A 12,330-nucleotide genomic window follows, 5' to 3' on the forward strand; every position below is an offset into this window, starting at 1 on the left:
CCGCGCGGCCCGGCTAATCCCGCTCGCGCCCCTTCTCTGTGACCGAGCACAACCCCTGTGACCTGCACAACGTACCCCAAAAGGGGCTGTCACCTGCGGCGCAGCAGCCACCCCAGCAACGCCGTCACCGCCACCGCCACGAGCAGGCCGACCACCGTCGCCGCCTGGTGTCCGGCATCACCACCGAGCCCGGCGACCTCCACCAACAGGACACCGAGCACGAAGGTGGCCAGCAGCACCGCGCCGGCCCTGGCCAGCCACCGCACGATCAGGTCCGGGTCGACCACCGCGTCGTACGGCAGCACGGCCGCCAGCGCACAGAGGGTGTGGGTGAGGTAGAGCAGCGCCGCCACGGCGAGCAGCCGCCACAGGGCGATCGGCCGGCCGTACCCGTCGGTGGCGACCAGCCAGCCGCCGACCGTGACCAGCGCCGCGAAGGTCGGCCAGACCCGGCGCGGCCCGACGGCTGGCAGCACCGCCACCAGCACCAGGGCGAGCAGCGGTCGGCCGAGGAGCACTTCCGACGGGTACGCCAGCACGAGGCCGACCAGCACGGTGAGGAAGATCCCGGCACGCACCAACAGTGGCGTCAGGCTGATCCGGGCGGCGGCGTACCGCAGCGCCCGGACCCTCTCGGTGACGGCGTTCACGGGTGTCGCCTTTCGTTCGCGACTGCGGGACTCCGCTGCGCTGCGTTCCTCGCGCTCACCGAAGCCGCCTTTCGTTCGCGACTGCGGGACTCCGCTGCGCTGCGTTCCTCGCGCTCACCGGCCCACCCTGGGTGCGGTCGCCAGGCGGGCCACGTCCCGCAGCACCTCGTCGAGGCTGCCCGCGCCCGCCCAGCGCACCACCGGCACGCCGTGCTCCCGCAACTGCCCGATCATGGTGTCCCGATCCAGCCGCCACAGCCGGTACGCCACCTCGGCCCAGCCCCGGTCCTTCGGCGGAGTGAGATCGGCGGGCAGGGTGTCCACCGCGACCACGAACCGCCCGGAGCGGGCCAGCCGGGCCAGCATCTGCGCCGACCGCTCGTCGAGCAACGGGGTGAGGACCACCACCAGCGCGTCCGCCGACAGCAACTGCGGGCCGAACACCTGGTCGTACGGCTCGTGCGGGGAGGACTCCGCCCGCACCTCCAGCAGCCACTCCAGGACGGTCAGGTACTGCCGGCGGCCGGTGGCCGGGCGCAGCCGGCGGGCGGCGGGACCGTATTCCAGCATGGACACCCGGTCGCCGCGGTGCAGGTAGTGCTCGGCGATCGCGGCGGCGGCCCGGACGGTGGTGTCCAGCACGGAGGCGGCCCCGGACACGCCCCCCGAGCGGCCCGCCTCGGCGAGCACGTCGAGCAGCACCACCACCTCGGCGTCCCGGTCGGAAAGGGTCGCCGCCACGTGCAGCTGCCGGGCACGCAGCGAGACCCGCCAGTCGATGCGCCGCAGCCGGTCCCCCGGGGCGAAGACCCGTACGCCGGCCAGCTCGCCGCCCTCGCCGGGCCGGCGCGAGTGGTGCGCGCCCACCAGGCCGGCGGCCCGGGGCATGGCCTCGACCGCGTCGAACGGCTCGGTCCTCGGGTAAACCCGCAACCGGGACGGTTCGGCGACCACGGCGCGGGAGACCAGCAGGCCCTGCGCGGCGGCGACCCGGGCGCCCGCCGGGCCGATGGGGTGCCGGCCCCAGCGCAGCGCCGTGCCGGTCAGCTCCAGGTCCACGGCCTGGGCCGTCGGGACGGCGGTCACGAACGGCCGCTCGGCGACCGACGGGGCGGCGGCCGAACCCGCCCCGGACGCGGTGGTCGCCCCGGCGATCGTCACCCGTTCCACCCGCAGCCACGGCGAGACCCGGCTGCGAACCACCGCCACGTCGTAGTCGAGCAGGTCGGGGTTGCCGACGGTGACCGTGCCGGTCAGCTCGCCCCCCTCGACCAGGTGCCCCTCGTCGGCGGCGATCCAGACCTGCGGCAGGGCGGTCGGCCGGCGGCGCAGCGCGTACGCGGTGCCGAGCGCGAAGGGGGCGGCCAGCACGATCAGGTCGACCCGGCCGAGCAGCACTCCCGCGATCAGCAACAGTCCGGTGAGGAGCACCGCCCGGCCGAGCGCCCAGGTGGGCGTCCAGCCGGTCGCGGGCTCCGGCTCCGGCGGCGGCGACTCGACCCGGGGCGACACGGCGGGCGCGACCATCAGTGTCCGGGGCCGGCGGCGTAGCTGGGCAGCGCGCCGCTGGCGGGTGCCGGGGTCGCCTCCAGCACCTCGCCGACCACGAAGGACGGGTCGACGCGGCGCAGCCACATCTCCGGGCGCAGCGTGATCCGGTGGGCCAGGGCGGGTGCGGCGACCTCCTTGACGTCCTCCGGCACGACGTAGTCACGGCCGGCCATGACGGCCCGTACCCGGGACAGCAGCAGCAGCGCCAGCGAGCCGCGCGGCGAGGCGCCCACCAGCACCGACGGGTGTTCCCGGGTGGCCGCGGTGAGCGCGACGATGTAGCGGCCGACGGAGTCCTCCACGACCACGTCCTCCAGCGCGGCCTGCATGGCGCGCAGGGTCCCGGCGTCGACCACCGGTTTGATGTCGGCCTCCTCGCGGCGGCGGGCCATCCGCCGGCGCAGCACCTCCCACTCCTCCTCGTGGTCCGGGTAGCCGAAGGAGACCCGGAGCAGGAACCGGTCGAGCTGCGCCTCCGGCAGCGGGTAGGTGCCCTCGTACTCGATGGGGTTGGCGGTGGCCAGCACGTGGAACGGCTCGTCCAGCTTGTACGTGACACCCTCCACCGAGACCTGCTTCTCCTGCATCGCCTCCAGCAGGGCCGACTGGGTCTTCGGCGGGGTCCGGTTGATCTCGTCGGCGAGCAGCAGGTTGGTGAAGACCGGCCCGGCCCGGAACGTGAAGTCGCCGCTGCGCTGGTCGTACAGGAACGAGCCGGTCACGTCGGCCGGCAGCAGGTCCGGGGTGAACTGGAGCCGGCGGAAGTCCAGCCCGAGCGCCTGCGCGAAGGACCGCGCGGTCAGCGTCTTGCCGAGGCCCGGCAGGTCCTCCAGCAGCACGTGCCCGCCGGCCAGGATCCCGGCGAGGACCAGCTCCAGCGCGTCCCGCTTGCCGACCACGACCTGGCCGACCGCCTCCAGCACCGACCGGGCGAGGTGACCGACCTCGGCGGCGGGGATGCTGCGGTCCACGTCGTTCATGTCTTCTCCAGTTCGGCGACGATCGCCGCGAGGTCGCGCGGCGACGGGGGGCGGCGGGAAGGCGTGCTGAGGAACGTCCAGAGCCGGTCGCCGAGCAGGGCGCGGGCCCGCTCCGGGTCGGACTCCCGGGTCAGCCCGTGGCGCTGGCGCAACCGCTCGTCGGCCAGTTCGCCGATGCGCGGCAGGATCCGCTCGGCGAACCGCTCCCCGTTGCTCGCGGACCAGTCCAACGGCCGTTCCCAGCCGTTGATCGCGGCCCGCAGCGCGTCCCGGGCACCCCAGTTCCAGGTGCCGTCGCCGTCGCCGGCCGGAACCCGGCGGCCGGCTCGGGGCGGGGGCGGGGGCGCGAGGGCGGTGACGACCCGACGCACGAGGAACAGGGCGACCACCCCGGCGACGAGGACCGGCAGGGAGACCCGGAGGCCCACCACGCGCAGGCCGGCGACCAGCACGACCACGACCGCCGCGACGCTGGCCAGGGTGCGCAGCACCCGACCGGCTCGCCCGCCCCGGGACCGGTCGGCGGGTGCGGACCGCTCCTCCTCGAAGCTCAGCAGGTCGTCGATGCTGGTGCTGCTCACCGCCCCACCTCACCATGCCGGGCGGGGGCCGGCCACGCCCCGGTCACGCCGGCACCTCGCTGTCGGCGGCGACCACGGCGGCCAGCTCGCCGCGCAGCCGGCGCAGCGCCGCGCGGGCCTGGTCGCGGGTGTGTTCGCCGACCGGCCGGGTGGCGTACCGGGCCTCGCGGTAGACGTGCGCGAACTCGGCCAGCACGTCGACGCTGGCGATCGCCGGCACACCCGCCGACGGGTCGCCCCGCAGCAGCCGGGTGACCAGGTCGGTGGGGGTGTCGCCGGCCAGCCGGGGCACGCCGGCCCCGGCCGCGGCCTCCTCCAGGCGTACCCAGCAGGCGATGACCGCCGTCCGGGGGTCGGTGTCCTGGTCGTCCAGCTCCTCCAGGCCGGCGTCGAGGGCGGCGGCCACCTCGCGGGCCGTGCCCTCGGCCGTCCGGCGGGCCCGCCTGACCGGCAGCGCCCGGCTCGTCCGGCGCCTGGCGCCCTGGACCAGCGTCCAGGTGAGATAGCCGAACGCGGCGAGCAGGGCCAGCCCGAGCAGTACGACGACGGCCGTGCCGATCCACCTCGGAATCTGCGCCTGGGTGGCCTGACCGGCGTCCCGCGGCTCGACCGGGATCGAGGCGGCCGGCTCGGCGGTCGGATATTCCGGGACGTAGGGGATGTTGTCGGCGGCGGGTGGGACCCGGCTGGCACCGATCGACGAGTGGGCGGACGACAACGCGGCGACGGCCAGCAGGAGCACCACCGCCGCCACGGGCCACCACCTGCGCAGGGCGCTGAGTTCCATCGGGGGCTACCTCCGGGCCACCGGGGCGGGTCGTACGGGTCGACGCGTTCCGTCCGTCATCGCCACCGCCCCCACGCCTCAGTCCACCCCGGCCGACTGCTTCGCCCGGGCGAACACGTCGTCCAGCATCTCTGGTGTCAGCCGCCCGGTGAAGGTGTTCTGCTGGCTGACGTGGTAGCAGCCGAGCAGTTCCGGCGCGCCCGTGCCGGACCAGTGTGCCCCATGGCCGAACGCCGGTCGCGGGCTGGGCGGGCGCAGGCCGTACACCTGGCGAAGGGCCGGCCACCACGAGGCCCAGGCGAACGCGCCCAGCGCGACCACGACGCGCAGGGTGGGCCGGATCAGCGCCACCTCGCGGTGCAGCCACGGCGCGCACGTGTCCCGCTCCCCGGGGGTGGGCTTGTTCTCCGGCGGCGCGCACCGCACGGCGGAGAAGACGCGCAGGTCCCGCAGGGTCAGCCCGTCGTCGGCGGCGACGCTGGTCGGCTGGTTGGCCAGGCCGGCCCGGTGCAGCGCGGCGAACAGGACGTCGCCGGAGCGGTCGCCGGTGAAGATCCGCCCGGTGCGGTTGCCGCCGTGCGCGGCGGGTGCCAGGCCGAGGATGGCGATGCGCGCGTCGGGGGCGCCGAAGCCGGGCACCGGACGGCCCCAGTACTCCTGGTCCCGGAAGGCCGCCCGGCGGGTGCGGGCCACCTCCTCCCGCCACCGCACCAGCCGTGGGCAGGCGAAGCAGTCGGCGACGGCGGCGTCGAGGTCGGCCAGGTCGGTCGCCCGCGCGGCGCGGGCGACCACCTCGTCGGGCGTACGGGGCTCAGCCAAGCTTGGCCCGGAAGAGTTCGAGGGTGCGGGCCCAGGCGGTGGCGGCGGCGCGCTGGTCGAAGTTCTCCGGCCGGTCCTCGTTGAAGAAGGCGTGTGAGGTGCCGGGGTAGTCGTAGGTCTGGCAGGTGCCGCCGGAGGCCTCGATGGCGCGGCGGACGGTCCGCACACCGTCGGCGGCGGAGGTGCCGTCCTCTTCCGAGCAGTGGATGTGCGCGGCCTTGCCCGCGTAGTCGGCCCACTCGGGGCGCATCCCGTCCCACGGCAGTCGGGGGTAGAAGGCGGCGGTGGCGACGATCCGCTCGGATCGGGTCGCCGCCCAGAGGGCCAGGCTCGCGCCGGCGCAGAAGCCCGCGCAGCCCACCTTGCCGGTGACCTCGGGCCGGCCGGCGAGGTAGTCCGCCGCGCCTGCGATGTCCACCGCCGCCTCGTCCATCTGCGGGCTGTTCAGCATCTGCCGGGGCTCACTCGGCCTGCTGGCCGGGCCGCCGTGGCGGAAGTCCGGGGCGAGGGCGACGAAACCGGCCTCGGCGAACCGGTCCACGACCGCCCGGACGTGCGGCACCAGGCCCCACCAGTCCTGGATGACGATGACCGCAGGGCTGGTCGCACCGCCGGAGGGTATCGCGAGATACCCCTCACCCGTCCCCCCGTTGCTGCGGTAGCTCACCATTTCGCCCATCGGCCCTCCTCCTAGCGGTCAGTCATCGTTGGCTGGTCGCCCAGTGGTCCTACGTGTCGGTAGCCTGCCACGCAGTGAGCGCCCCGGGGAAGACGCCGGAACAGTGGCATTCACCTCCTGCCGACCGGCCCTGTTCGCAGACGCCGACGGCGGCGCGGACGTCGTCCGCGCCGCCGACGGCGGTGCTGTCACGCTGGAGGAATCAGGACTTCTTCGTCAGGCAGAGCAGGTAGCCGGTCTTGCCCGGCTCGATGCTGTAGTAGACGTAGCCCTCCTGGTCCTCCTTGATGTACTGCCCGCATGCCTCGCCGGAGCGGGCCTGCGCCGTGGTCTGCCCGTCGACCCGGCCGACCACGTTGTAGACGGCGTCGGTGGAGGTGCACTCGACGACCTTCGCGCCGTCGACCTTCTCTTCCTTCGTGCCGGTCACCTCGGGCAGCTCGGCGATGCAGTCGCCGGCCTTGGCCTCGGCGGTCTCGTCCTTGTTGAAGAAGTTGCCGATCACCGAGCCGATGCCGAACTTCAGCCCCGCGACGACGAGGAACACGACGACCGCGCCCACGATGCCGAGCAGCTTCTTGGAACCGGACTTCTTCATCTCGGGCTCCGCCGGGGGCGGCGCCTGGACGGCCGACGGGGGCTGTGCGGCGTCCGGCGCGGGGGGCGGTGCGACCTGCTCTGACACGGGTTTTCCTTCCGGGGGGTGAGTGAGCAGACGACACCGTAGCGACAGGGGCCGACAGCCGTTGCCCCGCTGGACTCATCCGTTCAGCTATTTCCCAGGTTCACGGCATGATCCGTTTCACGTCCCGCTCGGGGCGGGTGTTCCGGCCGGCGTACCTGACGGCGTGGGTGCCGTGGTCGGGGTGCCGCTCGGGGTGGGCGTGGGCTCGGCCGGGCCGTCCGACGTGGTGGGCGTCGGCAGCGCCGGCACGCCGGGCGCGGGCGGGGCGCCGACGGGCGCCCGCGGCGCGAAGGGCGCCTGCTCCGGGCAGTACGGGTACGTCCGCAGCAGCGGGTTGCCGAGCCCGTTCGGGTCCCGCACGGACGGGCAGTCCGGGTAGCCGAGGCGGATCGGATCGCCGTTCTGGTCGAAGAGCCGGGCGTTCTCCACCAACCGGCCCTCGCTGTCGTAGACGAAGACGTCCCGGACGTGGTCGTAGCGGTCGTCGACCGAGATCTGCTCGTAGCCGAAGCCCCCGGAACCGACGCGGCCGTTCACGTCGGCCAGGCCGATCAACCCGAAGACCACCAGCACCGCCGTGCCGGCGTGCAGCAGCCGCCGCTTGGGCCGGGTCAGGCCGGGCGTGTGGTGGCCGAGCCAGATCGAGGCGAGCACGCTGCCGGCGAGCAGCACCAGGCCGGCCAGGGTGCTGCCGTTGAGCTCGGGCAGCACGCCGAACGAGTCGCCGGTGGTGACGACCGTGACGAGCATGGCGGCCAGGTAGCCGCGCAGCACCCACCAGGCCGGCCGGAGCAGCCGGAGGAACTCGCTCGCGGTGGCGTACCCGAGGGGTGGTCCGAATTGGACGTCCCAGCGGTGCGCCCGCCCGCGCAGCCGGTCCACGGCGACTCCGAGGCGACGGTCCAGGCGGCGACCGCCGGCGACGGCGGCGCCGACCCCGGCGGCGGCGCGCAGCTCGGCCGCGTACGCCTCGGGCTCGCCGAGCCGCTCGACCAGCGTGCCGCCGGCCTCGGCGGCGACCTCGGCGAGGTGTTCCGGCAGGTCCTCGGTCAACTCGTCGCGGTGCGCCGGCGGCAGGTCGGCCAGCGCGGCCCGGACCCGTGCGGCGTAGTCCGCGATTTCCTGCTCCATGACGGTCATGCCGCCATCCCCCGATCGTCGAGCAGTGCGTCCATGGTGGTGGCGAACGAGCGCCAGAGCTTGCCGGAGCGGGTCAACTGGTCCCGGCCGGCGGCGTTGAGGGAGTAGTACTTGCGGTGCGGGCCGGACTCGCTCGGCACGACGTAGGTGGTCAGCAGGCCGGCGGCGTAGAGGCGGCGCAGCGTGCCGTAGACCGAGGCGTCGCCGACCTCCTCCAGCCCGGCGTCGCGCAGCCGGCGCAGGATGTCGTAGCCGTAGCCGTCCTCCTCCCGGAGCACGGCGAGGACCGCGAGATCCAGTACGCCCTTCAACAGTTGTGTCGTGTCCACGCATTGCACACTAGTGCGCAATGCGCAGTACCGTCAAAGAAGCGCGACACGCGTCGGGCTCATTCCGGCCCCGGTGACCGTCGGGCAGACGGCGGCCACGCGGGCGCTGGCGGTCAGCGGCCGGGCAGAGGACGGCCGTCACGACCGCCGGGTGGAGCGGTCACGACACTATTCGCCAGACCTGGCTCTCGCTGCCGTCGCACGCGCCGTAGCTGACCGGCTGGCCGGCACCCCGGGAGGTGAGGCACCCGCTCGCGTTCCGCTTGCGGAACTGGCGTTTCCCGGAGTCGTAGACCCACCCGTAGAGATTTCCGAAGCTGGTCGGTGACAGGATTCCGCGCTCGTCATAGTTGATGGTGAACTGCATGGACGGTAGCGACCTGACGACCATGACTTCGCCGTCCGACTCGAACTTCCACCTCTGGCCGGGATGGTTCCCCCAGACGGCGGTCACCACCTTCGAGCCGTGTTTCGTGTCGGTGGTGCTGAGCACCGTGCCGTCGGAGCTCACGATCACCATGTTGTCGGGGTTGAACGGCCCCGAGGGCAGTCCGGTGGCGCGAGGCACGGACCTGGTCGGTGCCGGGGCGGCCGGGACGTCCTTGGCCGGCGTCCGAACGACCGACGGGCTGGTTGGCGCGTCTGGGCCGCCACCGGTCGGACCGTTCGGATTCGTCGCACCGGTCGCGCCTGTCGCGCTGGGCGCACTGGCAGGGCCGGAGGCGCCGCTGGTGATCAGGGAGGGAGTGGTCGCGGCGGCAAGATCGGTCGGAGAGCTGCCGGCCGCGGGTGCACCGGTCTTCGCGCTGCCGTTGGCGAGATACGTCCCGCCCAGCACCACCACGAGCACACCGACCGCCGCAGCGACAGCCGGTCGAAGCCAACTCCGGCGCCGGGTGTCGATCGGCGGCATGGCATGGGTCGTCAGGTCCGGCAGCTTCGTCAGCTCCGCGGCGGCCGGTTCGGGAACGGTGTCCCGCCCAAGAGCGCCGCCGGTGAGCCCGTCCGGCTTGGTGACGGTCAGAGTCGGTGTGATGCCGGGCGGCCTGACAGGGACGGTCAGGGCGGCCCCGATCTGGGGCAGCGTCACCTCGAGACCTTCGGGCAGCCAGCCCTGCCCGGCGGCTGCCGCGCTGCGGTCGACGTAGGCGGTGATGACGTCCTGCGGCGTCGGGCGCAGCTGCGGCTCCTTCGCCAGGCATCGGCTGATCAGCTCCCGCAGTCCCGGATCCGTGATGCCGTCGAGATCCGGCTCGCCCTGCGTGACGCGGTAGACGAGCTCCACGGTGCTGCCGGCGCGGAACGGAGCCCTCCCGGTGGCGGCGAAGGCGACGACGGAGCCGAGCGCGAAGACGTCCGTGGCAGGGGTGGATCGCTCCCCGCGCACCTGCTCCGGCGACATATAGGACGGGGTGCCCATCCGTACGCCGGTCTGGGTGAGGTCGAGCTCGCCGTCGGCCCGGGAGATGCCGAAGTCGATGACGCGGGGGCCGTCGGCGGCGAGCAGCACGTTGCCGGGCTTCAGGTCGCGGTGGACGATGCCGGCGGCGTGGATGGCCTTGAGGGCTTCGGCCACCCCGGCGGCGAGTCGCCACACGCCGTGCAGCGGCAGCGTTCCGTGGCGCGTGACGGCGACGGCGAGATTGGGGCCCGGCACGAAGGCGGTCGCCAGCCACGGGCGGACGGCCTCGGCGTCGTGGCTGATCACGGGGGCGGTGAAGACGCCGCCGACCCGCCCGGCGATCGCGGCCTCCCGCGCGAAGCGGGCGCGGAAGGCGGGGTCGGTCGAGTAGGGGTCCTTGACGACCTTCACCGCCACAGCCCGGCCGGCCTGGGTCGCTCCGAGGTAGACGCGGCCCATGCCGCCTTCGCCTATCCGGCCGAGCAGTCGGATGTCGCCCACCACATCGGGGTCGCCCGGCTCGAGAGGGAGGAACTCCAGCCCCAGGTCGGGCAGGGTAGGGATGATGTCGTTCACTCGGCGCGGCCCCCTCGTCGTCGCAGCGATGCTACAGAGGCGGGAAGGCTGCCACGCATCGGCGTTGTCCGATCACGATGGTCAGGAAATCGACGCCTTCGAGTCGTTTCATCTGCCACCGTGAACGAACGGTGCCGGACCTACGCGAGGCTCCAGGCGATGCCGTCGAGGATGTCGTGCTCGGAGGCGACCACCGAGTCCATCCCCGCCCGCTCCATGATCACTCGGAGCACCAGGGCGCCCGCCCCGATCACGTCCGCCCGGCCCGGGTGCATCACCGGGATCGCCAGCCGCTGCTCCCTGGTCCTGCCGAGCAGGTCGGCCGTCACGCCGGCCACCGCGTCGTACGACACCCGGGCGTGGTGGATGCGGTCGGGGTCGTACTCCTGGAGGCCCTGGGCGATCGCGACCACGGTGGTGACCGACCCGGCGAGCCCGACCAGCGTGGCGGCCTGCCGACCCGGCACGGCCGCCAGCGCCCGGTCCACCGCGACCGCGATGTCGGCCTGTGCGGCGGCCACCTCGGCCATGCCCGGCGGATCGCCGTGCAGGTGCCGCTCCGTCATCCGGACGCAGCCGATGTCCATCGAGACGGCCGCCTCGACGCCGCCCGCACGGGTGCCGACGACGAACTCGGTCGAGCCGCCGCCGATGTCGACGACCAGGTACGGCTCGCGCGCGTCGGCGGGCAGCCCGCGCACCGCGCCGGTGAAGGAGAGCCGCGCCTCCTCGTCGCCGGTCACCACCTCGGGCGCGACCCCGAGGGTCCGCTCGACCATCTCGCGGAACTCGGCGGCGTTGGAGGCGTCCCGGGACGCCGACGTGGCGCACATCCGGACCCGCTCCGCGCCCAGCTTCTCGATCTCGGCGGCGTAGCTGGCCAGCGCGACCCGGGTGCGTTCGATCGCCTCCGGGGCCAGCCGCCCCGTCCTGTCGACGCCCTGGCCGAGGCGGACGATCTCCATCCGCCGGCTCAGGTCGACCAGCGGCGCCTCCGGCCCCGCCGAGGCGTCGGGCAGATCGGCGACCAGCAGTCGGATCGAGTTGGTCCCACAGTCGATGGCGGCCACACGCGTCGTCACGGCAGCAACCCTACGTCAGGCGCGACCGCCGGCGGGACGTCGTCGTGGCCCAGCAGGTCGGTGCCGAGCGACGTCAACCGGTGCAGCACCGCCCCGCCGTCGCGGACGCTGCTGACCAGGCCGGCCGCCCGCAACGCCCCGGCGTGCTCGGACGCCGAGGAGACGCTGATCCCGACGGCCCGGCCGAGCGTCGTGGTGGTGTGCCGGCCGGGGCGGGCGAGCCGGCGCAGCACCGCCGCCCGGGTGACCCCCAGCAGCCGGCCGAGCGGATCGACGGCGCTCGCCTCGACCCGGCGCGGCATCGGCGCGGGATACACCACCAGCACCGGCTGACCCGGCTCCACCAGCACCCGGGGATGCGGGCCGGCCAGCGGAGAGGGCAGCAGGAGGAGGCCGTGCCCGTTGCCGGACACCGTCGCGCTCCACCACGTCCGCACCGTCAGCGTCGGCGCCTCCCACCGGATCGCCGGGTGCAACGTGTTCAGCAGGCCGTCCAACCCGTGTGCCGCGAGGTGCCCGGTCGCCTCGGCCACCTGGTGCCGGTGCGCGTCCGTCAGATCGGCCCAGTGTGGCGCGAGCACCGCGTCGTGCCAGGTGTCCAGGGCCCGGCCGAACAGGCTCATCGTCTCCCCGTCGGCCTCGGCGAACCGCCTGCGCAACGGCGTCGCGGGCAGTTGGGCGTACGCGGCGGCGACCTCCGCCCGGACCCGCTGGACGGGGACGGCCCGGATCGCCTCCAGACCGGCGGCGACCGACTCCATACCGTCCAGCGGGGTGAGGAAGTCCGGCAGGCGCCCGCGTACGGGCAGCAGGTGCCGCAGCACCGAGGCGGCGGACCGGGCCCGACCCGTCGCCGCCGCCGCGCCCGCCGCGGGGCCCGGCGCCATCCGGACCGCCTCCGCGTCGTACAGCACCTGGCAGGCCAGCAGGGCCGTGCCCACCGGGTGCAGGCCATCGGTGAAGCGGACCCGGCACAGGTCCGCCGGCCCCAGGCGGAGACGAAGCATGCCAGCAGACTGCCTCCCTTCGGCCTGGACCGAAAGGGTTGCCCCGCACCGGCCGGCCGATC

General features: G+C 74.2%; 13 protein-coding genes. All 13 read right to left on the reverse strand.

Annotation, left to right across the window (positions count from 1 at the left end; genetic code table 11):
* Positions 1-89: 89 nt before the first annotated feature.
* Positions 90-650, reverse strand: coding sequence for a hypothetical protein (locus AB0D32_RS01730; protein ID WP_357083181.1), 561 nt, complete (start codon positions 648-650; stop codon positions 90-92).
* Positions 651-764: 114 nt separating this feature from the next.
* Positions 765-2,177: a DUF58 domain-containing protein gene (locus AB0D32_RS01735; RefSeq protein ID WP_357083184.1), complete on the reverse strand. Its 1,413-nt coding sequence runs from the start codon at positions 2,175-2,177 to the stop codon at positions 765-767.
* Complete coding sequence (locus tag AB0D32_RS01740; RefSeq protein ID WP_357083187.1) at positions 2,177-3,181, reverse strand: MoxR family ATPase; 1,005 nt, start codon at positions 3,179-3,181, stop codon at positions 2,177-2,179. The genes AB0D32_RS01735 and AB0D32_RS01740 overlap by 1 nt, the downstream gene beginning before the upstream one ends.
* Entirely contained in the window at positions 3,178-3,762 is a 585-nt protein-coding gene (locus AB0D32_RS01745) for a hypothetical protein (RefSeq protein ID WP_357083190.1), read from the reverse strand. Before AB0D32_RS01745 ends, AB0D32_RS01740 begins: the two co-directional genes overlap by 4 nt.
* 43 nt (positions 3,763-3,805) lie before the next feature.
* Positions 3,806-4,549 (reverse strand): DUF4129 domain-containing protein, encoded by a 744-nt coding sequence (locus AB0D32_RS01750; protein WP_357083193.1) that lies wholly within the window; start codon positions 4,547-4,549, stop codon positions 3,806-3,808.
* Positions 4,550-4,627: 78 nt separating this feature from the next.
* On the reverse strand, positions 4,628-5,341 hold the full coding sequence (locus AB0D32_RS01755; protein WP_357084171.1) for a uracil-DNA glycosylase: 714 nt from the start codon (positions 5,339-5,341) through the stop codon (positions 4,628-4,630).
* Positions 5,342-5,360: 19 nt separating this feature from the next.
* Positions 5,361-6,047, reverse strand: a complete 687-nt coding sequence (locus tag AB0D32_RS01760; RefSeq protein WP_357083196.1) for a dienelactone hydrolase family protein — start codon at positions 6,045-6,047, stop codon at positions 5,361-5,363.
* A 202-nt stretch (positions 6,048-6,249) separates the two neighbouring features.
* Positions 6,250-6,732, reverse strand: a complete 483-nt coding sequence (locus AB0D32_RS01765) for a hypothetical protein (RefSeq protein WP_357083199.1) — start codon at positions 6,730-6,732, stop codon at positions 6,250-6,252.
* 117 nt (positions 6,733-6,849) lie between these two features.
* Positions 6,850-7,872 carry a hypothetical protein gene (locus tag AB0D32_RS01770; protein WP_357083202.1) on the reverse strand — a complete coding sequence of 341 codons (1,023 nt, stop codon included), beginning with the start codon at positions 7,870-7,872 and terminating at the stop codon, positions 6,850-6,852.
* Complete coding sequence (locus tag AB0D32_RS01775) at positions 7,869-8,201, reverse strand: PadR family transcriptional regulator (RefSeq protein WP_089001967.1); 333 nt, start codon at positions 8,199-8,201, stop codon at positions 7,869-7,871. The genes AB0D32_RS01770 and AB0D32_RS01775 overlap by 4 nt, the downstream gene beginning before the upstream one ends.
* 160 nt (positions 8,202-8,361) lie before the next feature.
* The gene (locus AB0D32_RS01780) at positions 8,362-10,179 is read right to left on the reverse strand and encodes a protein kinase (RefSeq protein ID WP_357083206.1); all 1,818 of its coding nucleotides are present in this window, start codon (positions 10,177-10,179) and stop codon (positions 8,362-8,364) included.
* Between the two features lie 140 nt (positions 10,180-10,319).
* A complete protein-coding gene (locus AB0D32_RS01785) occupies positions 10,320-11,249 on the reverse strand; it encodes a Ppx/GppA phosphatase family protein (RefSeq protein WP_357084174.1) in 930 nt (309 codons plus the stop codon).
* Between the two features lie 8 nt (positions 11,250-11,257).
* Positions 11,258-12,268: a helix-turn-helix transcriptional regulator gene (locus tag AB0D32_RS01790; RefSeq protein ID WP_357083209.1), complete on the reverse strand. Its 1,011-nt coding sequence runs from the start codon at positions 12,266-12,268 to the stop codon at positions 11,258-11,260.
* Between the last annotated feature and the right edge of the window lie 62 nt (positions 12,269-12,330).

Origin of the sequence: Micromonospora sp. NPDC048170, assembly GCF_040652795.1 — a bacterium.
Taxonomy (GTDB): Bacteria; Actinomycetota; Actinomycetes; order Mycobacteriales; family Micromonosporaceae; genus Micromonospora.